The sequence below is a fragment of the Thioprofundum lithotrophicum genome (genome assembly GCF_055387065.1).
In genome coordinates this window covers 1346520-1367043 of sequence record NZ_AP042379.1, presented here as the reverse complement: position 1 = coordinate 1367043, position 20524 = coordinate 1346520, and the positions used below count along the sequence as shown (strand labels likewise).

Sequence of the window (20524 nt, the reverse complement as noted above, 5' to 3'; positions counted from 1 at the left end):
GGCTGGTGTAACCTTACCAGAAATTCACCACCACCACCGGGAGAGACCATGCTGACCCGCCTGTGGAGACAGTTCTTCGCCATGGAAAGCGCCGGCGGCATCCTGCTGATCGCCTCTGCCCTGCTGGCGATGATCATGATCAACTCGCCGCTGACCGATCTCTACCGCGCCCTGCTGGACACGCCGGTGGCGATCCGGATCGGCGAGTTCGAGATCGCCAAGCCGCTGCTGCTGTGGATCAACGACGGCCTGATGGCGGTGTTCTTCTTCTCGGTGGGCCTGGAACTCAAGCGCGAGTTCCTCGAGGGCCAGCTCTCCCGGCCTTCCCAGGTGGTGCTGCCCGGCATCGCCGCCCTGGCCGGAATTCTGGTGCCGGCCCTGTTCTACTACTGGCTCAACCACGACGATCCGGTGCGCCTGCGCGGCTGGGCCATTCCCACCGCCACCGACATCGCCTTCGCCCTGGGCATCGTGGCCCTGCTGGGCAAGCGGGTGCCCCTGTCGCTGAAGCTGTTCCTGATGACCCTGGCGATCCTCGACGACGTGGGCGCCATCGTCATCATCGCCCTGTTCTACACCGCCGATCTTTCGCTCCTGTCCCTGAGCGTGGCCGGTTCGATGCTGCTGGTGCTGTTCGTGCTCAACCGCCTGAAGGTGATGGACATTCCCGTCTACCTGTTCTTCGGCGTGATCATGTGGGCCTCGGTGCTCAAGTCGGGCGTGCATGCCACCCTGGCCGGGGTGCTGCTGGCCATGATGATTCCGATGCGCGACCCGAAAAACCCGCAACACTCCCCGCTCCTGGAACTGGAACACAGCCTGCAAAGCACCGTGGCCTTCTTCATCGTGCCGGTGTTCGCCTTCGCCAACGCCGGCGTGCCGCTGGCCGGCTTCACCCTGGAGCGGATCCTCTCGCCGGTGCCCCTGGGCGTGATCCTGGGCCTGTTCCTGGGCAAGCAGCTCGGGGTGTTCGCCGCCTGCTGGCTGTTCATCAAGGCCGGCTGGGCGAAGATGCCCAGCGGCGCCGGCTGGCTGCAGCTGTATGGGGTGGCCCTGCTCACCGGCATCGGCTTCACCATGAGCCTGTTCATCGCCTCGCTGGCCTTCGAACACGCGGGGCAGGAATACATCAAGGAAGTGCGGCTGGGGATCCTGATCGCCTCGTTCCTCTCGGCGCTGGCGGGCTATCTGCTGCTGCGCTTCGCGCCACGGCCTACCACCAGTGCTTCCCCCACAACTCGGGATGGGCCCAGTAGCGGCTGTTGAGCCAGTCGGGGGTGGTCTTGTAGGCGTTGAGATCGAAGGCATAGAGCCGCAGGGGTTCGCCGTCCGTCTCGAGTTCGCCGAGACGGGTGAAACCGAGGGCGAACAGATCCGCCGCCTGCCAGCCCGCCGAGGGCGAAAGCCCCAGGATCACCCGCGTCCCGCCCAGATCCCGCAGGCGGGCGATGGCCTGCTCCGCTTCGCGCCGGCCCGCCGTGGCCGGAAGTTCCGACACCAGCACCAGATCGGCCCGTTCGCCCGCCTCCAGCTCGGCCAGGCCCGGCACCGACGCGCGCCGGGTGATCCGGCATTCGGGATGGGCGGCCGCCCAGCCGGCCACCCACTGCGCCGCGCGCCGGCCGATGCACAGCACCGAACGCGGCGCGAAGGCCGCGATCGCCGCCTGCAGGCGTTGCATGTCGATCTGCGCGAGCATGTTTCCAGTATGGCAGGCCAAGGTTTTTCCAGAACGATCAACACCGGTCTGCGACAGCCGGCGCAAATGCCGCCTGACGCCGTGCCCTGCGTGTTCCTTCCCCCCCGGCCATCAGGCCAGGTCGTTGACCAGCACCACCTTGCCCACCGCCTGGCCGCTTTCGAGAAAGCGGTGGGCTGCGGCCACTTCGGTGAAACCGAAGCGGTGTTCGTCGATCAGGGGGCGGACCCGGCCAGCGTCCACCAGCGTCGCCAGTTCGCGCAGGATGGCGCCGTGGCGCGCCATGCCGATGCCGTGCAGCAGGGGGATGAGCATGAACACGGCATGCAGGGACAGGGCGCGGGCATGGACCTCGGCCAGATCGAGGGTGGTGCGGATCGCGGTGGTGGCGATGCGGCCATTGAGGCGGGTGGCGCGGAAGCTATCGTGCAGATGGGCGCCGCCGACCGTGTCGAAGACCAGGTCGAAGCCGCTGCCGCCGGTGTGCCGTTCCACCACGGCCTCGATGGATTCCCCGCGCAGGTCCACCACGGCGTCGGCGCCCAGTTGCAGGGCACGTTCGGCCTTCACCGGCGAAGAGGCGCTGGCGATGACCGTCGCGCCCCGCCACTTGGCCAGTTGCAGGCCCACGTGCCCGACCCCGCCGGTGCCCCCCACCACCAGCACCGTCTCGCCGGCCTGCACGCCGGCCTTGTCGATGAGCGCCTCCCAGGCGGTGATGGCCACCAGCGGCAGGGAGGCGGCCTCCTCCGGGCTCAGGGAGACCGGCTGGCGGGCCACCAGCGCCGCATCGGCCAGCATGTATTCGGCCAGGGCCCCCTGCCAGCAGCCCACGCCGCCGGCGCAGGCGTACACCGCATCGCCTTCGCGCAGGTCGGTCACGCCCTCGCCCACCGCGGCGATGGTGCCGGCCACGTCGCCGTGCAGGATGGCCGGCCGGGGCGGGGCGATGGCCTGCAGCCGGCCGTTGCGGATCTTGGTGTCGACCGGGTTGACGGAACTGGCGGCGACCCGAATCAGCACCTGCCCCGGCCCCGCCTCGGGCTCGGGCACATCGACCGGGCGGAACACGTCGGGGTCGCCGAATGCCTCGATGATCATCGCGCGCATCGTTGAGACCTCTCAAGATTCAGATACAAGATACAAGGGGAAAGAGACAAGGGAACAGCATCCCCTTTCTTGCTTTCGCTTTCGTCAGATTCTGAATCCGCCGTGGCGCTGGCGGTGCCGGTAGTCCATCCAGCTGATGCCGGCCACCACGCCGACCAGCAGCAGCAGGAAGGCCAGGCCCCAGTACCAGCCGGGGACGCCGGGGCGCACCATGGCCATCTCTTCGGCCGTGGGCACGTGCCGGCCTTCGAGGTTGGCCACGGCGATCTCGATGCGGCTGCGCAGGGCGGCGTTCTCCGCTTCCAGTTTCTCCAGCCGCGCGGCCAGTCCGGCCGGCTCGCCGCCCGTCGGCGCCGCCGGATCGGCGGCCTCGGCGGCGGCCGTGGCCTTGGCCAGTTGCTGTTTCAGGTTCTCGATCTCCTGGTTGGCGGCGGCCAGTTCCTCGGCCATCTTCGTGTCCACGGCCGGGGCGGCGGCCTTGCCGGCCTTCTTCTTCAGATCGCGGATGGTGGTGCGGGCGTTGGACAGCTCGTCGCGCCGCACCTGCAGCTCCCGCTCGGTCTTCTGCAGTTTCTCGCGCAGGGCCTTGATCTCGGCGGTCAGCTTCTGCTGCCGGGCCTGGAGGGCATCGACCACGGCGGTGGCCGGTTTCTGCGCCACCAGGTAGCCGCTGCTGATCCAGCCGGTCTTGCCGTCAGGAGTGCGGATCCGGGTGAACCCCTCGCGGCTCTCGAGCGCCTCCACGGCGGTGCCGCTGGGGAGCGAGGCGAGCAGGGCGCTGGTCTCGTCGGCCGTCTGGTGCAGCCCCACCAGCACCCGGTCGGTGACGTAGAGGGTTTCCGCCCGGGCGGGGGCGATGCCCGCGAGCAGAAGCACCAACCACAACCATCCGTTCTTGCGTGTCATGTCCCTTTTCCCTTGTGTGTTTGACCGCCCTTCAGGCGGCGATGCCGCTGTGCCGCAGCAGGGCGTCGATGCGCGGCTCACGGCCGCGGAAGGCGACGAACAGTTCCATGGGATCCCGGCTGCCGCCCTGCTCGAGGATGTGGTGCAGGAAGCGGCGGCCCGTTTCGGGATCGAAGATGCCCTTTTCCTCGAACAGGGAGAAGGCATCGGCGGAGAGCACTTCGGCCCACTTGTAGCTGTAATAGCCGGCCGCATAGCCCCCGGCGAAGATGTGGCTGAAGCTGTGCTGGAAACGGTTGAAGGGGGCCGGCTTCACCACCGCCACCTCGGCGCGCACCTCGTCGAGGATTTCCTGGATGCGGGCGCCGCGGGCGGGATCGTATTCGTGATGGAGGCGGAAGTCGAACAGGGAGAATTCGAGCTGGCGCACCATCATCATGCCCGCCTGGAAGTTGCGTGCCGCCCGCATGCGCCGGAACAGATCCTCGGGCAGGGGCTCGCCGGTCTGGTAATGGCCGGCGATGAGATCCAGCGCCTCCCGCTCCCAGCACCAGTTCTCCATGAACTGGCTGGGCAGCTCCACCGCATCCCAGGGCACGCCGTTGATCCCGGAGACGTCGATCCAGTCCACCCGGGTGAGCATGTGGTGCAGGCCGTGGCCGAACTCGTGGAACAGCGTGATCACCTCGTCGTGGGTGAACAGGGCCGGCTGATCCCCCACCGGCGGCGTGAGATTGCAGGTGAGGAAGGCCACCGGGGTCTGCAGCGTGCCGTCGGGGTGACGGAAGCGGCCGCGGCAGTCGTCCATCCAGGCGCCGCCGCGCTTGTTCTCGCGGGTGTAGAGATCCAGATAGAAGTGGCCGCGCAGTTCGCCGCGCTCGTCGTGGATGGCATAGAAGCGCACGTCGGGATGCCAGACCTCCACGCCTTCCACTTCCTCGATGCGCACGCCATAGAGCCGTTCCACCACCCGGAACATGCCGGGGATCACCTTCGTTTCCGGGAAGTAGGGCTTGAGTTCTTCCTGGCTGATGGCGTAGGTGTGCTCGCGCAGCTTTTCCGAGTAGTAGGCGATGTCCCAGGGCTCGAGGTGCTCGATGCCGAAGCGCTCGCGGGCGAAGGCGGTCAGCTCGGCGAGTTCCTTCTGCGCCTGGGGGCGGGAACGGGCGGCCAGATCGTGCAGGAAGCCGAGCACCCGCTCCGGGCTGTCGGCCATCTTGGTGGCCAGGGAGCGCTCGGCATAGCTGCGGTAACCGAGCAGGTTGGCCAGCTCGTGGCGCAGGGCCAGGATTTCCTCCATCACCGCCGAGTTGTCCCACTTGCCGGCATGGGGGCCCTGATCAGAGGCCCGGGTCACGTAGGCCTCGTGCATCTCCCGGCGCAGCTCGCGGTCGTCGGCATAGCTGACCACCGCATAGTAGGAAGGAAAGTCGAGCGTGAACAGCCAGCCTTCCAGCCCCTTCTGCTCGGCGGCCTGGCGGGCCATGGCGCGGGCCGATTCGGGCAGCCCGGACAGCCGGGCCTCGTCGGTGACGTGGCGGGAGAAGGCCTGGGTGGCGTCGAGCACGTTCTCCTCGAAGCGGGTGGTGAGCTGCGACAGGCGCTGGCGGATCTCGCGGAAGCGGTCCTTCTTCTCTGCCGGCAGATCCACGCCGGAGAGGTGGAAGTCGCGCAGGGCGTCGTCGATCACCTTGCGCCGGGCCGCATCGAGGCGGGCGTATTCCCCGGTATCGTGCAGGGACTTGTAGGCTGCATACAGCTCGGCGTTCTGGCCGAGTTCGGTACTGTATTCGGAGAGCCTGGGCAGGCAGGCGTTGTAGGCCTTGCGCAGGGGCGCCGAGTTGACCACCGAGTTCATGTGGCTGACCGGCGCCCAGACCCGCGACAGGCGATCCTCCATCGCTTCCAGCGGCCAGACCAGGTTGTCCCAGGTGTAGGTGGCGTTCTCCGCCAGCAGGCGCTGCACGGTGGCGCGGTTCTCGGCCAGCAGGGCATCGATGGCCGGCTCCACGTGTTCCGGACGGATGTGGGCAAAGGGCGGCAGCCCCGTCATTTCCAGCAGGGGATTGGACATGATTCGGTGTTAAGGTAGACGTTTGCCTGAATGCGGATGACGCTAATCTATCATGACTGCCCGGCCCCCGACAGAACCGGATCACGCCCCGCCCTATGCGGATCTGACCCCCGATCGCCTGCTCGACGCCATCGAGTCGGCCGGCTGGCGCTGCAGCGGCTCGGTGCTGGCGCTCAACAGTTACGAGAACCGCGTCTACCAGGTGGGGCTGGAAGCGGGCGGCTTCGTGGTGGCCAAGTTCTACCGCCCTGGCCGCTGGCCGGATGCGGCCATCCTCGAGGAGCACGCCTTCGCCGCCGAGCTGGCCGCGGCGGAGATCCCGGTGGTGCCGCCCCTGGCCGATGCGCGCGGCAAGACCCTGCACCATTTCGCCGGTCACCGCTTCGCCCTGTTTCCCCGCCAGGGCGGGCGGCCGCCGGAGCTGGGCGATCCGGACCACCTGCGCTGGCTGGGGCGGATGCTCGGGCGGCTGCATGCGGTGGGCGCCACGCACCGCTTCGCGCACCGACCGACGCTCAGCCTGGCGCGTTTCGGCGGCGAACCGGTGGACTTCCTCTTCGCGCACGGATTCGTGCCCGACGAACTCGCCCACAACTTCCGCCTTGCGGCCGAAACCCTGCTCGAACAGATCGAGACGGCCTTCGCCGCCGTCGGCCCCCTGCGCCACCTGCGTCTGCACGGCGACTGCCACCCGGGCAACATCCTGTGGACCGAGGCCGGTCCCCACTTCGTGGATCTGGACGACTGCCTGCAGGGCCCCGCCATCCAGGATCTGTGGATGCTGCTGTCGGGCGAGCGGGCCGACATGCAGCGCCAGCTCGCCGTGCTGCTGGAAGGCTACCGGCAGTTCATGGATTTCGATCCCGCGGAACTGGCCCTGATCGAACCGTTGCGGGCCCTGCGCCTGCTGCACTACGCCGGCTGGCTGGCCCGCCGCTGGCACGATCCGGCCTTCCCCCGGGCCTTTCCCTGGTTCAACACGCCCCGTTACTGGGAAGATCAGCTCAACACCCTGCGCGAACAGGCCGAACGGCTTGCCGAACCGCCCCTGTCACTGTCCGCCGCTGGCGGCGGCGCGCCGTTTGCGGTCTAATGCCCCCGTTTCCCGGCGCAAACCCGCTCCCGCATGTTTCGTATCACGCTCGTCATTCTGTGCCTCGCCCTGTCCGCCACGGCCCTGGCCGACCACCGCGGCCATGCCCGCGAGCCCCGCGACTGGGGCATCGCCTTCGGCCTGCGCTCGGCACAGATCCCCTACGAGCCCACCGGCACCCGGGTGTACGACGCCATCCCGATGTTCTACTACGACCGGGACGCCTGGCTGTTTCTCGACGGCCTGGAAGCCGGGCTGCGCCTGCTGCGCCACGACGCCTGGGAACTGGCCGCCCTCGGCCGCTACCGCTTCTTCGACATCCCGGCCGAATACCAGAACCGCGTGCGCGGCAACGCCCTGGACGTGGGGGCACGCCTGCGTTACCGCCTCAATCCCTGGTGGCATCTGGACGCGGAACTGCTCAACGATCAGCAAGGCCGCTACCATGCCAATCTCGGCGGCGGATTCCGCTGGCAGAACCGACGGCTGGTGCTGCGGCCCTGGATGCGCCTGCGCTTCAAGGACGCCGCCTTCAACGATCACTATTACGGCCTGGATCGGGAAAGCGCCGGCGCGGCGGTGGATCTGCAGGCCGGCGCCGAGGCGCGATTCCTGCTGTTCGGCGACTTCTACCTGCTCGGCCAGATCGACTTCACCTGGCTGGACGGCGCCACGGCCGGGCTGTCCACCATCGAAGCGCCGCTGCAGCGCAACTACTATCTGGGCATCGCCTTCTTCAAGTCCCACCGCACGGGCAGCGGCCGGCCCCTGTCGGCCACCCCCTACCTGCGCCTGGCGCACGGCTGGGCCACGCCCTCGAGCCTGGGCGAGATCCTCACCTTCCAGGACGAAGCGGACCCCTACGACAACCGGATGACCTCACTGTTCTACGGCCATCCGCTCACCGACCGGCTGTTCGGCGCCCCCATCAGCGTGTACCTCACCGCCGGCGCCGTGTGGCATCATGCCTCGGCGGTCCAGGCCAACATCGGGGAATACGTGATGGCCATCAAGGGCTACTACACCTTCGCCCACCGCATCCGCTGGCGCCTTGGCGCGGGCCACGGCCTCTCCTACACGCCCAACATCACCTACATCGAACAACAGGAAATGGACAAGAACAACTATCGCGCCAGCCGCCTGCTGGCCTACCTGGACTTCAGCGCCGATTTGAACCTGGGCGATCTGTTCCGCCAGCCGGCCTGGAAACACTGGTGGGCCGGCCTCGGCATCCACCACCGCTCCGGCATCTATGAAACCAGCTCCGCCTTCGGCCGCATCAAGGGCGGCAGCAACTACAAGACAATCTATCTGCAGTACCACTGGTAGGACCGACCCATGCTCATCAACCCCGACGACTTTCCCCGCGTGGAATCGGACTTCATGAACCGCGTGCACGACGAGGAAGTGGCCATGCTCAACCGCCTGGCCGAACTGGTCGCGCAACGCGAGACGAACCCGGCCGCGCAAACCGAAATCGACACCCTGCTGCAAGACTTCCTCGCCCACATGCGCCAGCACTTCGCCGACGAAGAGGCCATGATGCGCCGCATCGCCTTCCCGCCCTATCCGGTCCACAAGCAGGAACACGATCGCGTCCTCGACGAACTGGCCCGCCTCGCCGAGCAGCCCGATACCCGCGAGATGGAACGCTTTCTGCTCGAGGCGGTTCCCGCCTGGCTCGATCAGCACGTGGCCACCATGGACATGATCACCGCCCGCTTTCTGACCATGCAGGGGGTCACGGCGCCGGAGGGCGAATGAACCCGGCTTGGCCTTTGGCGACATCCTGCTAGAATCCATTGATACCCCCATGCGTTTTATTGCAGGTCACGCCATGTCCGCCACCCCCGAGAGTCTCGCCATCCCCGATCTCCTGAGCCGCACCTACCCCGATCTGGCCGCGGACAGCAGCCCCGAATGGCTGGCCCTGCTGCGCCAGGCACGCGTCATGGAAAATCCGGCCGGCGCCAGCCTGGTCCGGGCCGGGGATCACTGCACCCGCTTCCTGCTGCTGCTCGAGGGCACCCTGCGCATCTACCAGCTCGCCGAGGACGGCCGCGAGGTCACCCTCTACCGCATCCACCCCGGCGACACCTGCCTGATGAGCCTCTCCAGCCTGCTGCACGGCCAGCCCTTCAAGGCCAACGCCGAATCGGAAACCCCCAGCCGCGCCCTGACCTTCAGCGCCGCCGACTTCCACCGCGCCATGGCCGTCTCCGAGGCCTTCCGCACCCGCGTGCTCACCTCCCTGGTGAACACCGTCTGCACCATGATGCACACCTTCTACGACACCGCCTTCCAGACCCTCGACATGCGCCTGGCCTGCCTGCTCGGCCGCCTGTTCGAGCGCGCCGGCAGCGACGTGATCCACATCACCCACCAGGAACTGGCCCGCGAGCTGGGCACCTCGCGCGAAGTGGTCAGCCGCCTGCTGAAGAAACTCGAACAACAGAAATTCGTGCGCCTGGCCCGCGGGCGCATCGAAGTGGGCGAGAACCGCGGCCTGCCCGGCAGCGAAGGCTGAACCCCACGCACCTCTGCATCAGCAATTCCGAATACGCTAATTTTATAACCATTACAAATTTGTAACCTTCGTCACAGACGAAGGTTGCCCCCTTTCGATTTACTGCCATCACTGACGGTCGTTCCCGGTTTCGGGAGGGTTGCACCACCGTCCGCAGGGATCGCCCGGCCTCCTTCGCCTGCCAACAACAACAGGGATTTTCATCGGCGCCAATGACAAGAACTACGCCGCCGCTGTTCCAACCATACCGACCATGAGGGAGAACCCAGCATGAAACGCAGAGACTTTCTGAAGATCGGATCCGCCGGTCTGGCCGGTTCGCTGCTCGGGGGCGCCGGACTGCTGTCCTGGACGCCCCGCGCCAACGCCGCCACCATCGACCGCACCTTCTACGTCACGGAAGGCACCATCACCCAGCCTGACGGCAGCGATGTCTATTTCCGGGGTTTCAGCGCCTCGGACACCAGCCTGAACGTGCCGGGGTCATCGCTCGTGGTGCAGGAAGGGGACACCCTGCGCATCACCGTCGTCAACACCCTGGACGTGGACACCAGCTTCGTCATCGACGGCCTGGTGGACAGCGGCCCCATCGGGCCGGGACAGACGCAAACCGTCGAATTCAGCGTCGACCAGGCCGGCTCCTATCTCTATCACGACGGCCTCAATGCCCCCTACAACCGCCTGCTCGGGCTGCACGGCGGCCTGGCCGTGATGCCCGCCGGCAGCAGCAACGAGCTGTATCCGGGCAGCCCCACCTTCGTCCAGCAATACCTGTGGCTGATCAACGAAGTCGATCCCGTCTGGCACGCCGATCTGGCCCGGCGCCGCAACCCCACGACCGCCTTCGAGCCCCGCTACTTCACCATCAACGGCCGCAGCATGCGGGTGCCCGGCCATCCCGACTACGGCAATCCGGACGTGGATTCGGGTTACGCCACCGACACCCGGCTGGTGGGCTCGCTGGGCGACCGGACCCTGGTGCGCATCCTCAATGCCGGCCTGTGCATCCACTCGGTGCACTTCCACGCCAATCACGTGGAATGGCTGGCCACCAACGGCCAGCCGCGCCCCGACGTGTGGCTCAAGGACAGCCTGCGCCTGCCGGCGGACAAGGGCGGGATCGACGTCATCTATCCCTTCGAGGCGCCGCCCGATGCCTGGCCCCCGGTCAGCACCGGCCACTACCCCATGCATTTCCACGACGAAATGACCCAGACGGCGGGCGGCGGCCTCTATCAGTTCGGCATCGCCACCACCATCTCGTTCGAATAACCCGAATTCCGGAGGCAAGACATGTTCAAGATCGAAAAGGCAATCCCCATGATGGGCATGGGCGGCGGCATGGGTGGCGGCGGCATGGGCGGCGGCGCCTGCTACGTCTACCCTGACGCGCCCGCCACGCCCGGCCTGGTCACCCCCGACGTCACCTTCAACCGCGGCATCTACATGAACGGTTCCATCACCATGGACGATGGCGCTCAGATCCGGATCTGGGGCTTCACCGATGGCGGCGGCATGGGCATGGGTGGTTCCTTCCCTTCACCGGCGATTCGCGTACGCGAAGGCCAGATCGTGCACACCAATCTCACCGTGCAGGGCAACATGTGGCTGCACACCATCCATCACCATGGCATCGAGCCGAGCACCGAGAACGACGGCGTGGGCCATTACTCCTTCGACGTGAACGGCACCTACACCTACCAGTGGAAGGCCGCCCATGCCGGCACCTACTTCTATCACTGCCACACCAACACGGTGCTGCATGCCGAGATGGGCATGTACGGAGCGCTGATCATCGATCCGCCGGAGGGCCCAGGCACCCTGTATTCGGGCGGTCCCGCCTATGATCTGGAAGTCGTGTGGGCGGCCGACGAGATCGACTCCTCCTGGCACAACCTCAACTGGGACGCCGGCACCTGCGGCCAGGACGTGGGCTTCAACCGGCTGAACCCCGACTACTTCATCATCACCGGCGTGGATGGCGCCCGGTCCGCCCTGACCGCACCCGGCGTGGCGGTGAACATGCAGGTAGGCCAGCGCCTGCTGGTGCGCTACATCTGCGCCGGCTATCTGGCCCAGCGGATCACCTTCGGCGGGCTCACCGCCACCGTGCACATGTCCGATGGCCGGCCCCTGCCGAACCCCGTCGAAGTCACCGCCATCGACGCGGTTTCCGCCGAGCGCTACGACTGCATCATCACGCCCACCGAGGCGGGCGTGCATGACGTGGTGATCGAGTTCTTCGATCAGATCAGCAACCAGGTCATCGGCACGGCCCGCACCCGGATCACCGTCACCTGACCACAAGGGAGAAGCTGAGGGAACTGGGGGATGCTTCGGCATCCCCTTTTTTTTTCGCGCTTCCCGAAAAAAGGCCCGGGTGGCGGGTTGCGAGGGACGAGGGGGTGGGCTTGCCGTATAATCGCGGGCAATCTGTCACCGCGCCTTAGCAGGCTGTTGAAAATGATGTTTTTCAACAGCCTATCAGGGCGCCTCAGCCACGGGAATCCACGAACATGAGCAAGCATTACGATCTTCTCGCCATCGGCGGCGGCAGCGGCGGACTGTCGGCGGCGGAGCGGGCCGCGCTGTACGGCAAAAAGGCCGCAGTCATCGAACAGGCGAAACTGGGCGGCACCTGCGTCAACGTCGGCTGCGTGCCCAAGAAGGTGATGTGGTTCGCCTCGGGCATCGCCGAGACCCTGAAAGACGCACCGGGCTATGGTTTCGACCTTGAACTGAAAAACTTCGACTGGAAGGCACTGGTCCGCGCGCGGGACGAATACATCCGCAACATCAACACCTGGTACGTGGACTACCTGAGCGAGTCCAACATCGACGTAATCCACGGCACCGCCCGCTTCGTGGACAACCGCACCGTGGAAGTGGACGGCGAGACCTACACCGCCGATCACATCGTCATCGCCCCCGGCGGGGTGCCCATCGTGCCGGATCTGCCCGGCAAGGAACACATCCTCACCTCCGACGGCTTCTTCGCACTCAAGGAACAGCCACAGCGGGTGGCGGTGGTGGGCGCCGGCTACATCGCCGTGGAGCTGGCCGGGCTGCTCAACGGCCTGGGCTCGGAAGTCTCCCTGCTGCTGCGCAAGGATCACTTCCTGGCCAGCTTCGACCCCATGCTGCGCGACACGCTGATGGAAGAGATGGTCGAGGCCGGGGTCAACATCATGCCGCGGATCAGCGTCGAGCGGATCGACCGGCAGGGCGACGGCAAGCTCACCCTGCACTGCGCCGCCGGCGTCACCCTGGCCGACTACGATGCCGTGATCTACGCCATCGGCCGCCGGCCCAACATCGACGCCCTCAACCTGGAAGCCGCCGGCATCGAGGTGGACGCGCAGGGCTACATTCCCACCGACTTCTTCCAGAACACCAGGGTCGCCGGCATCTACGCCGTGGGCGACGTGACCGGCCGCGCCCAGCTCACGCCGGTGGCCATCGCCGCCGCCCGGCGCCTGGCCGACCGCCTGTTCAACAACCAGCCCGACCGGCGCCTGGACTATTACAACATCCCCACCGTGGTCTTCAGCCATCCGCCCATCGGCACCGTGGGGCTGACCGAAGACGAGGCCCGGGAACAGTTCGGCGACACGGTCAAGATCTACCAGACCCGCTTCACCGCCATGTACCACGCCCTCTCGCCCCACAAGCAGGCCACGGCCATGAAACTGGTCTGCGTGGGGCCCGAGGAGAAGGTGGTGGGCGTGCACATCATCGGCATGGGCGCCGACGAAATGCTCCAGGGCTTCGCCGTGGCGGTGAAGATGGGCGCCACCAAGCAACAGTTCGACGACACGGTGGCCATCCATCCCACCAGCGCCGAGGAACTGGTCACCATGCGCTGAGGCGCCCGCGGGGCCCCCTGGCAGGCTGTCGCAGAAGCCCCTCCCTGGGCTTTTTCAACAGCCTGTCAGTAGGCGCTGCCGAAGGAGAGGTCGAGGGTGTAGGGCGGCAGCGGAATGCCCGCGATCTTGCAGCCCTGGTACACCGGCCCCTTGGGAAACAGGGAATACAGATAGCGCTTGCCTCCCTGGTGCTTGTAGTGGCTGGTGAGGATCTTCAGCACCTTGCGCGCGCTGCACGAACCGCCTTCCCGGCGGCAGCTGTCGCGCAGGAAGTAGATCACCTCCCAGTGGGCCGGGGTCAGCTCGATGCCTTCCTCCCGCGCCAGCTCGATGGCCCGGGTTTCCGACCAGCCCTCGAAGCTCGGCGGGACGACCGTGGTGGTTTCCGTCTGAACGGGTGATGTGGTACTGGCTGTCATCTCCGGAGTCCTCCTGTTTGTCTTCGACACCGGCGGCAACCGCCGCCGTTTCGTCGTGGCCCTTTTGCCGGGCTCTGTACTGACTATAGTCCAGATCGGCGAAAATACCAGAGTATTTTGGTAAGACTATTTTCGTAAGCCGGCCACGGGCTATACTTTCCACTCCCGTCCCCAGGCAGCCACGGACCCATGCCCATCCGTCCCTTCGAAGACAAGCAGCCCGTGATCCATCCCGGCGCCTGGCTGGACGCCACCGCGCTGGTCATCGGCGACGTGCACATCGGGGCCGAGAGTTCCCTCTGGCCCTACGTGGTGGCCCGCGGCGACGTGAACCGAATCCGGATCGGCGAGCAGACCAACCTTCAGGATCATTGCGTGCTGCACGTGAGCCACGACGGACCGCTCCATCCCGGCGGCGCCGATCTGCAGATCGGCAACCGCGTCACCGTCGGCCACGGCGCCGTGCTGCACGGCTGCCGGATCGGCAATCACTGTCTCATCGGCATGCGCGCCACGATCCTCGACGGCGCGGTGATCGAACCGCTCACCCTCATCGGTGCCGGCGCCCTGGTGCCGCCCGGCAAGGTGCTGGAAAGCGGCTACCTGTGGCTGGGCAGCCCGGTGCGCCGCGCCCGCGCCCTCCGCCAGGACGAGATCGACAACATCGAATACGCGGCGCAGCACTACGTGAAACTCAAAAGCAGATACCAGCGGAAAGAGGAAAGATAAAAGGGAAGGACGGTACCGATAATTGATTTTCCTTGTCGCTTGAATCTTTTCCCTGCCATAAAAATGCTCGATCAGACTTTCTTCGACCGCGATGCCTGCACCGTGGCAAAGGATCTGCTGGGCAAGGTGCTGCGGCGGCGCTGGCAGGGCGTGTGGCTGGCCTGCCGGATCATCGAGACCGAGGCCTATTACCGCCGCGAGAAGGGCAGCCATTCCTCGCTGGGTTATACGGAGAAGCGCAAGGCCATGTTCATGCCGCCGGGCACCATCTACATGTACTACGCCCGCGGCGGCGACTCGCTCAACGTGAGCGTGCGCGGCGCGGGCAACGCGGTGCTGATCAAGGCCGGCGTGCCCTGGTTCGACGCGCGTTCCCCGCGGGAGACGGCGCGCCTCATGCAGCGCCTCAACCCGGTGCGCGGCAGCGGCCGCAAGCGGCCGGTGGAACGGCTGTGCAGCGGCCAGACCCTGCTGTGCCGCAGCCTGGCCCTGAAGGTGCGCGACTGGGATCAGCGGCCCTTCGATCCCGAACGCTTCTTCATCGAGGACGTGGGCCACCGGGTGCACGAGATCATCCAGACCCCGCGCCTCGGCATCCCCCCCGAGCGCGACGCCCACTTGCCCTACCGCTTCGTGGACGCGGCCGAGGCCCGCCACGCCACCCGGAATCCCCTCACCCGGCGCGGTGCCGTCGAAGGTCGCGACTACCGCATCCTCCGGATCGGTTCCCGGCAGGGCTGACGTGGATCCGCAAACCCGCTATCTGCTGCTGGCCGATCTGGTCCTGGTGGTGCACTTCCTGTTCGTGCTGTTCGTGGTGCTCGGTGGCCTGCTGGTGTGGCGCTGGCGGCGCCTGGCCGGCCTGCATCTGCCGGCGCTGGCCTGGGGGCTCTACATCCAGTTCAGCGGCGCCATCTGTCCGCTCACGCCGCTGGAAATCCGCTTGCGCAGGCTGGCCGGTGCGGAAGCCTGGGAGGGCGGCTTCATCGCCCATTATCTCGTGCCGCTGATCTACCCGCCGGGACTCACGCCGGAGATGCAATGGTGGCTCGGCCTCGGCCTGCTGGCGCTGAACGGGGGCGTGTACGCGCTGCTGCTCGCGCAGCGGTGCCGGCACAGAAGAAAGGCCCGGCGTTGAAAGGGTGCGCCGGGGCGGTGCGCTGCCTTGCAGGCGCGCCCTACGCGGAAGCGCGGAGTTCTTCGCGCAGCCTTTCGATCACGGGGCGGGTTTGCGGGCGCACGCCGCGCCAGACGAGAAAGGACTCGGCAGCCTGTTCCACCAGCATGCCGAGGCCGTCGGCCACGGTGGCGGCGCCCTGCCATTTCGCCCACTGCATGAAGGCTGTGGGTTTGGCGCCGTACATCATGTCGTAGGCGGCGCCGCCTGCGGCGAGGATGCCGTCGGGCAGGGGCGGCAGATCCCCCTGCAGGCTGGCGGCGGTGGCGTTGATCAGCAGATCGAACTGCAGGTCGCCCAGGGCCGCGTAACCGCAACCCTGCACGGTGCCGAGATCGGCGAAGGCCTCGGCCAGATCCACCGCCCGCGGCGCGGTGCGGTTGGCGATCACCACGAGCGCCGGCTGCTGCTCGAGCAGGGGCGCGAGCACGCCCCGGGCCGCGCCGCCCGCGCCCATCAGCAGGATGCGCCGGTCGCGCAGGGTCAGGCCCAGATTGTCCACAAGATCCGTCACCAGCCCCACGCCGTCGGTGTTGTCGCCGAACAGCGCGCCCGGATCGACGCGGATGGTATTCACCGCCCCGGCCCGCTCGGCCCGGGGGCTGCGCCGATCCACCAGCTGCCAGGCATCCTGCTTGAAGGGCACGGTGATGTTCAGCCCCCTGCCGCCTTCCGCCACGAATGCCGCCACCGCCGCCGGCAGCTTCCCCGGCTCGACGAGGATCGCCCGGTAGCAGATCGGCTCGCCGGTCTGCTCGGCAAACAGGCGATGGATGCGCGGCGACTTGCTGTGGGCGATGGGATTGCCCATCACGGCGTAATGGTCACACGCGTCGGGATCGTGAGGGTGGTCAGTCATGGATGGATCAGGGATCGGGGAGGAGGGGAGATTATAGCCAAAAGGGGATTGGCGAAGGCGATGAGCGTCGCGGCGGGGGCGCCGCGACCCTCACTCCGCCGTAAGCCACCGCGCCACCCGCGCGGCGAAATAGGTGAGAATGCCGTCGGCACCCGCGCGCTTGAAGGCCAGCAGGGATTCCAGGATCACCGCCTTCTCGTCGAGCCAGCCGTTTTGGGCGGCGGCCATGAGCATGGCGTATTCGCCACTCACCTGGTAGGCGTAGGTGGGCACGCCGAACTCGTCCTTCACCCGGCGCACGATGTCGAGATAGGGCAGGCCGGGCTTGACCATCACCATGTCGGCCCCTTCCTCCAGATCCAGGGCCACTTCCCACAGGGCCTCGTCGGAGTTGGCCGGATCCATCTGGTAGGTGTATTTGTTGCCGCCGCCGAGGTTGGCGGCCGAGCCCACGGCATCGCGGAAGGGCCCGTAGAAGCTGGAGGCATACTTGGCCGAATAGGCGAGGATCCGCGTATGGATGTGGCCGGCCTCCTCCAGCGCGGCGCGGATCGCGCCGATCCGCCCGTCCATCATGTCGGAGGGCGCCACCACGTCGGCGCCGGCATCGGCATGGGACAGCGCCTGGCGCACCAGCACCTCCACGGTCTCGTCGTTGAGCACGTAACCGCTGTCGTCGATCAGGCCGTCCTGGCCGTGGGTGGTGAAGGGATCCAGGGCCACGTCGGTGATCACGCCCAGTTGCGGGTACTCGGCCTTGAGGGCGCGCACCGCCCGCTGGGCCAGGCCTTCCGGGTTCCAGGCCTCGCGGGCGTCCTCGGTCTTCTTCCCGGCCGGCGTGACCGGGAACAGGGCGATGGCCGGCACACCCAGCATCACCAGATCGCCGGCCAGCTCCAGCAGCAGATCGATGCTCAGGCGTTCCACCCCGGGCATGGAGGCCACCGCCTCGCGCTGGCCCTCGCCCTCGAGGACGAACACCGGCTGGATGAGGTCGTCCACCGACAGGCGCGACTCGCGCATCAGGCGGCGGGAGAAGTCGTCGCGGCGCATGCGCCGCTTGCGGATGGCGGGGAAGCGGCCCCGCCCGGTATCGATGCTGGACACGCGAAACTCCTGTGCAGAGCGGATCGGACGACCCAAAATACCCGCTCCCGCCCGTGCTTGGCAATCACTGCCGCCGGATCGCCGGCAAACGCTTGCCTTTGGCCGGGGATGGGTCTTTAATTGGTCAACCGGTGCAGCGTCACCACCCGCCGCCAAAGACCCTAAAAGGAGTTTGCCGCCATGACGTTCCTGCGCGCCTGCCGTTTCCTGCTGCTGATTCCGGCGCTGCTGATCGCCGGGCTGCCGGCGGCCCGCGCCGAGGCCCCGGCCCCCGACGTGCTGCTGCGCGAGGCCATGCAGACCATGGTCACGGAACTGCGCGCCAGGCGCGAGGCCATCGCCCGCGATCCGGCCATCGTGCAGCAACTGGCCGAGCGGATCCTGCTGCCGCACGTGGACTTCATCACCGCCTCGCGGCAGGTGCTCGGCAAGCACTGGCGGCGGGCCAGCCGGGAACAGAAGCTGGCCTTCGTGCGCGAGTTCCGCACCCTGCTGCTGCGCTTCTATTCCTCGGCCCTGGCCGACTACTTGCGGGAGCACGATCTGGACCCGGCCATGTTCCGCTTCGCCCCGCTGCGCGCCGCGCCCGACGCCCGCCAGGTGACGGTGCACATGGATCTGCATCCGCCGGGCAACGGCAAGCCGGTGAACGTGAACTTCCTCATGCACCACTCCCGCAAGGGCTGGCGGGTCTACGATCTGGCCATCGACGGCGTGAGCCTCATCTCCACCTACCGCAGCAGCTTCGCCGGCCAGATCCGCCAGGAAGGACTGGATGCCCTGATCGCCCGCCTGGCCGAGAAGAACGCCCGCCTCGGCGCGGCCGAAGCCGGCGCCGGCCGGGATGCGGCCCCGGCCCAGACCGGCTGACCCTCGCCGCGCATGGAGGAACACGCCACGGCCACGGACGGTTCATGAACCGCGACACCCGCCGTTTCCTCGCCCTGGGGCTGGCCGGCATCCTGCTGTTCGGCCTGTTCCTGACCCTCCAGGCCATTCCCCAGCGCATCGGGCGGGGGCTGAAGGCCCAGGAAGCGATCCGTCAGCTCGATGCCATGCGCGCCCCCCTGGTGGAGCTGCAGCGGCGCCGCCTGCAGTCCCCGGCGGCGACCCCGTCGCACGCCACCATCGACGCCGCCACCCGCGCCTTTCTCGACAGCACCGCCTACGATCCGGATCTGGCCGCCATCACCGGCGAATTCGCCCTGCAGACCCGGCAATGGCTCGCCATGGCCGCCGGCGGCGATCCGGCGGTGCAGATGCAGGCCTTTCTCGATCTGCTCGACGCCCTGGCCCGCGCCGAACCGCCCATCCACGCCGACATCGCCGCCGGCCAGCAGGCCGAGAGCCGGCTGTGGCTGGCCAGCGGGCTGCTGGTCGCCCTCCTGCTGGGCCTGTTCCTGGTCCACCAGCGGCGTCAGCGCCAGCGCGCCGAACGGGCCGAGCACCGCAGCCGGGCGGTGATCGACCAGTCGCCCTTCGCCATCCAGATCTTCGCCCCCGACGGCACCCCCCTGCACATGAACCGCACGGCCGAGCGCCTCTGGCGGATCCGCCTCGAGGACATGCGGGGCTACAACCCCCTGCGCGATCCCCAGCTCGAGGCCCTGGGCATCACGCCCTACCTGCGCCGCGCCTTCGCCGGCGAGGCAGTCACCACCCCGGTGATCCGCTATGACACCAACCAGACGCCCCTGGCCGCCGAGACGCCCCGCAAGGTGGTGGAACTGCGCTCGCACATCTATCCGGTGCGCGATACGCAAGGCGAGGTGGCCGAGATCATCGTCATGCACGAAGACGTCAGCGAGCTGCAGGAAATCTCCCGCCGCCTCACCGAGGCCCAGCGGGTGGCCCGGCTCGGCTGCTGGGAGCTGGATCTGCGCAACGATCACCTTTACTGGTCCGACGAGATCTTCCGCATCTTCGAAATCGATCCGGCCCGCTTCGGCGCCTCCTACGAAGCCTTTCTGGAAACCGTCCATCCCGACGACCGGGAGGCCGTGAACGACGCCTACGTGCGCTCGGTGGACGCGCGCACCGAATACGACATCCAGCACCGCCTGCGGATGCCGGACGGCCGCATCAAGTGGGTGCGCGAACGGGGCCATACCGAATACGCCGCCGACGGCACCCCCATCCGCTCGCTCGGCACGGTGCTCGACATCACCGACTACAAGGAACTGGAGGCCGAACTGGTCCGCCACCGGGATCATCTGGAGGAACTGGTGGCGCAGCGCACCAGTGAACTGGAGATCATCAACGCCGAACTGGAATCGTTCAGCTATTCGGTCTCCCACGATCTGCGCGCCCCGCTGCGGGCCATCACCGGCTTCAGCCAGGCGCTGGTGGAAGACTGCGCCGAGCAACTCGACGACACCGGCCGCCAGTACCTGGAACGCATCGAGGCCAACGTGCGGCGCATGACCCAGCTCATCGACGATCTGCTGACCCTCTCCCGCACCAGCCAGGCACCCCTGGCGCGGGAGGCGGTCGCCCTCGGGCGGCTCGCCGATGAGGTGGCAGAACAGCTTCGCCAGCGCTATCCCGACCACCCGGTCGACTTCGTCAACCAGGTGACCGGCACGGTTCTCGGCGATCCGAAACTGTTGCGCATCCTCCTGGAGAACCTGCTCGACAACGCCTGGAAATACACCGCGACCCGGGCCGAGGCGCGGGTGATCTTCGCCACCGAGGAAGCAGAGGAAGGCCTGTTGCGGTTCAGCCTCTGCGACAACGGCGTCGGCTTCGACATGGCCTACGCCGACAAGCTGTTCGGGGCCTTCCAGCGCCTGCACGGCAGCGAATTCCCGGGCACCGGCATCGGCCTGGCCACGGTCCAGCGCATCGTCCACCGCCACCGCGGGCGGATCCGGGGCGAAGGCCGGCCGGGCGAGGGCGCCTGCTTCCGTTTCACCCTGCCGCCGGCCTCCGGCGATTGAACCCAAGGCCATTGCCCGC

The 20524-nt window shown here is 67.4% G+C and carries 20 protein-coding genes; 13 read left to right on the top strand and 7 right to left on the bottom strand.

The genetic code is table 11. From position 1 onward, the window contains the following. Positions 1–48: 48 nt before the first annotated feature. On the top strand, positions 49–1266 hold the full coding sequence (nhaA, locus tag ACZ5BH_RS06450) for a Na+/H+ antiporter NhaA (RefSeq protein ID WP_464891094.1): 1218 nt from the start codon (positions 49–51) through the stop codon (positions 1264–1266). Here the strand turns inward: nhaA and ACZ5BH_RS06445 are convergent. The 4 genes from ACZ5BH_RS06445 to prlC form a co-directional block, all read right to left on the bottom strand. After that, positions 1214–1699, bottom strand: a complete 486-nt coding sequence (locus ACZ5BH_RS06445; protein WP_464891093.1) for a DUF6231 family protein — start codon at positions 1697–1699, stop codon at positions 1214–1216. The two genes, nhaA and ACZ5BH_RS06445, sit on opposite strands and share 53 nt — an antisense overlap. Positions 1700–1810: 111 nt before the next feature. Further along, positions 1811–2809, bottom strand: coding sequence for a zinc-dependent alcohol dehydrogenase family protein (locus tag ACZ5BH_RS06440; protein WP_464891092.1), 999 nt, complete (start codon positions 2807–2809; stop codon positions 1811–1813). Between the two features lie 84 nt (positions 2810–2893). Further along, positions 2894–3715: a TIGR04211 family SH3 domain-containing protein gene (locus ACZ5BH_RS06435; RefSeq protein ID WP_464891091.1), complete on the bottom strand. Its 822-nt coding sequence runs from the start codon at positions 3713–3715 to the stop codon at positions 2894–2896. 31 nt (positions 3716–3746) lie between these two features. Beyond that, the gene (gene prlC, locus ACZ5BH_RS06430; protein ID WP_464891090.1) at positions 3747–5789 is read right to left on the bottom strand and encodes an oligopeptidase A; all 2043 of its coding nucleotides are present in this window, start codon (positions 5787–5789) and stop codon (positions 3747–3749) included. Between the two features lie 52 nt (positions 5790–5841). Here prlC and ACZ5BH_RS06425 point away from each other — a divergent pair, with 52 nt between their 5' ends. From ACZ5BH_RS06425 to gorA, 7 genes are all read left to right on the top strand, one after another. Continuing rightward, positions 5842–6882 carry a serine/threonine protein kinase gene (locus ACZ5BH_RS06425; protein ID WP_464891089.1) on the top strand — a complete coding sequence of 347 codons (1041 nt, stop codon included), beginning with the start codon at positions 5842–5844 and terminating at the stop codon, positions 6880–6882. Positions 6883–6915: 33 nt separating this feature from the next. After that, positions 6916–8211, top strand: a complete 1296-nt coding sequence (locus ACZ5BH_RS06420; RefSeq protein ID WP_464891088.1) for a MipA/OmpV family protein — start codon at positions 6916–6918, stop codon at positions 8209–8211. 9 nt (positions 8212–8220) lie between these two features. Next, positions 8221–8646, top strand: a complete 426-nt coding sequence (locus tag ACZ5BH_RS06415) for a bacteriohemerythrin (protein WP_464891087.1) — start codon at positions 8221–8223, stop codon at positions 8644–8646. Positions 8647–8719: 73 nt separating this feature from the next. Further along, complete coding sequence (locus ACZ5BH_RS06410) at positions 8720–9409, top strand: Crp/Fnr family transcriptional regulator (protein WP_464891086.1); 690 nt, start codon at positions 8720–8722, stop codon at positions 9407–9409. A 270-nt stretch (positions 9410–9679) separates the two neighbouring features. Next, positions 9680–10681, top strand: coding sequence for a multicopper oxidase domain-containing protein (locus ACZ5BH_RS06405; protein WP_464891085.1), 1002 nt, complete (start codon positions 9680–9682; stop codon positions 10679–10681). A gap of 21 nt (positions 10682–10702) precedes the next feature. Next, positions 10703–11710: a multicopper oxidase domain-containing protein gene (locus ACZ5BH_RS06400; RefSeq protein ID WP_464891084.1), complete on the top strand. Its 1008-nt coding sequence runs from the start codon at positions 10703–10705 to the stop codon at positions 11708–11710. A gap of 215 nt (positions 11711–11925) precedes the next feature. Further along, the gene (gene gorA, locus ACZ5BH_RS06395; protein WP_464891083.1) at positions 11926–13275 is read left to right on the top strand and encodes a glutathione-disulfide reductase; all 1350 of its coding nucleotides are present in this window, start codon (positions 11926–11928) and stop codon (positions 13273–13275) included. Between the two features lie 65 nt (positions 13276–13340). Here the strand turns inward: gorA and ACZ5BH_RS06390 are convergent, their stop codons facing one another. After that, positions 13341–13694 carry a TusE/DsrC/DsvC family sulfur relay protein gene (locus ACZ5BH_RS06390; RefSeq protein WP_464891082.1) on the bottom strand — a complete coding sequence of 118 codons (354 nt, stop codon included), beginning with the start codon at positions 13692–13694 and terminating at the stop codon, positions 13341–13343. Between the two features lie 189 nt (positions 13695–13883). Here ACZ5BH_RS06390 and ACZ5BH_RS06385 point away from each other — a divergent pair, with 189 nt between their 5' ends. The 3 genes from ACZ5BH_RS06385 to ACZ5BH_RS06375 all read left to right on the top strand — a co-directional run bounded on the left by ACZ5BH_RS06385 (position 13884) and on the right by ACZ5BH_RS06375 (position 15561). Beyond that, positions 13884–14423, top strand: coding sequence for a gamma carbonic anhydrase family protein (locus ACZ5BH_RS06385; protein ID WP_464891081.1), 540 nt, complete (start codon positions 13884–13886; stop codon positions 14421–14423). A 63-nt stretch (positions 14424–14486) separates the two neighbouring features. Beyond that, positions 14487–15164, top strand: a complete 678-nt coding sequence (locus tag ACZ5BH_RS06380) for a DNA-3-methyladenine glycosylase (protein WP_464891080.1) — start codon at positions 14487–14489, stop codon at positions 15162–15164. A 1-nt stretch (position 15165) separates the two neighbouring features. Beyond that, a complete protein-coding gene (locus ACZ5BH_RS06375; RefSeq protein WP_464891079.1) occupies positions 15166–15561 on the top strand; it encodes a DUF2784 domain-containing protein in 396 nt (131 codons plus the stop codon). Positions 15562–15601: 40 nt separating this feature from the next. Here ACZ5BH_RS06375 and aroE read toward each other — a convergent pair whose 3' ends face one another. Continuing rightward, complete coding sequence (gene aroE / locus ACZ5BH_RS06370; protein ID WP_464891078.1) at positions 15602–16459, bottom strand: shikimate dehydrogenase; 858 nt, start codon at positions 16457–16459, stop codon at positions 15602–15604. A gap of 90 nt (positions 16460–16549) precedes the next feature. Beyond that, complete coding sequence (gene hemB / locus ACZ5BH_RS06365) at positions 16550–17512, bottom strand: porphobilinogen synthase (RefSeq protein ID WP_464891202.1); 963 nt, start codon at positions 17510–17512, stop codon at positions 16550–16552. A gap of 234 nt (positions 17513–17746) precedes the next feature. Between hemB and ACZ5BH_RS06360 the strand changes: the two genes are divergently transcribed. Then, positions 17747–18436, top strand: a complete 690-nt coding sequence (locus tag ACZ5BH_RS06360) for an MlaC/ttg2D family ABC transporter substrate-binding protein (RefSeq protein ID WP_464891077.1) — start codon at positions 17747–17749, stop codon at positions 18434–18436. A gap of 44 nt (positions 18437–18480) precedes the next feature. After that, positions 18481–20505 (top strand): sensor histidine kinase, encoded by a 2025-nt coding sequence (locus ACZ5BH_RS06355; protein ID WP_464891076.1) that lies wholly within the window; start codon positions 18481–18483, stop codon positions 20503–20505. Positions 20506–20524: the final 19 nt, after the last annotated feature.

Excerpts from the sequence above, each read along its gene's own strand:
- ACZ5BH_RS06445 (WP_464891093.1), bottom strand. The coding sequence starts at position 1,699 with ATGCTCGCGCAGATCGACATGCAACGCCTGCAGGCGGCGATCGCGGCC.
- ACZ5BH_RS06410 (WP_464891086.1), top strand. The coding sequence starts at position 8,720 with ATGTCCGCCACCCCCGAGAGTCTCGCCATCCCCGATCTCCTGAGCCGC.
- ACZ5BH_RS06360 (WP_464891077.1), top strand. The coding sequence starts at position 17,747 with ATGACGTTCCTGCGCGCCTGCCGTTTCCTGCTGCTGATTCCGGCGCTG.
- ACZ5BH_RS06390 (WP_464891082.1), bottom strand. The coding sequence starts at position 13,694 with ATGACAGCCAGTACCACATCACCCGTTCAGACGGAAACCACCACGGTC.
- ACZ5BH_RS06435 (WP_464891091.1), bottom strand. The coding sequence starts at position 3,715 with ATGACACGCAAGAACGGATGGTTGTGGTTGGTGCTTCTGCTCGCGGGC.
- ACZ5BH_RS06380 (WP_464891080.1), top strand. The coding sequence starts at position 14,487 with ATGCTCGATCAGACTTTCTTCGACCGCGATGCCTGCACCGTGGCAAAG.
- aroE (WP_464891078.1), bottom strand. The coding sequence starts at position 16,459 with ATGACTGACCACCCTCACGATCCCGACGCGTGTGACCATTACGCCGTG.
- prlC (WP_464891090.1), bottom strand. The coding sequence starts at position 5,789 with ATGTCCAATCCCCTGCTGGAAATGACGGGGCTGCCGCCCTTTGCCCAC.
- ACZ5BH_RS06400 (WP_464891084.1), top strand. The coding sequence starts at position 10,703 with ATGTTCAAGATCGAAAAGGCAATCCCCATGATGGGCATGGGCGGCGGC.
- ACZ5BH_RS06385 (WP_464891081.1), top strand. The coding sequence starts at position 13,884 with ATGCCCATCCGTCCCTTCGAAGACAAGCAGCCCGTGATCCATCCCGGC.
- gorA (WP_464891083.1), top strand. The coding sequence starts at position 11,926 with ATGAGCAAGCATTACGATCTTCTCGCCATCGGCGGCGGCAGCGGCGGA.
- nhaA (WP_464891094.1), top strand. The coding sequence starts at position 49 with ATGCTGACCCGCCTGTGGAGACAGTTCTTCGCCATGGAAAGCGCCGGC.
- ACZ5BH_RS06420 (WP_464891088.1), top strand. The coding sequence starts at position 6,916 with ATGTTTCGTATCACGCTCGTCATTCTGTGCCTCGCCCTGTCCGCCACG.
- ACZ5BH_RS06425 (WP_464891089.1), top strand. The coding sequence starts at position 5,842 with ATGACTGCCCGGCCCCCGACAGAACCGGATCACGCCCCGCCCTATGCG.
- ACZ5BH_RS06440 (WP_464891092.1), bottom strand. The coding sequence starts at position 2,809 with ATGCGCGCGATGATCATCGAGGCATTCGGCGACCCCGACGTGTTCCGC.
- ACZ5BH_RS06405 (WP_464891085.1), top strand. The coding sequence starts at position 9,680 with ATGAAACGCAGAGACTTTCTGAAGATCGGATCCGCCGGTCTGGCCGGT.
- ACZ5BH_RS06415 (WP_464891087.1), top strand. The coding sequence starts at position 8,221 with ATGCTCATCAACCCCGACGACTTTCCCCGCGTGGAATCGGACTTCATG.
- hemB (WP_464891202.1), bottom strand. The coding sequence starts at position 17,512 with ATGCGCCGCGACGACTTCTCCCGCCGCCTGATGCGCGAGTCGCGCCTG.
- ACZ5BH_RS06355 (WP_464891076.1), top strand. The coding sequence starts at position 18,481 with ATGAACCGCGACACCCGCCGTTTCCTCGCCCTGGGGCTGGCCGGCATC.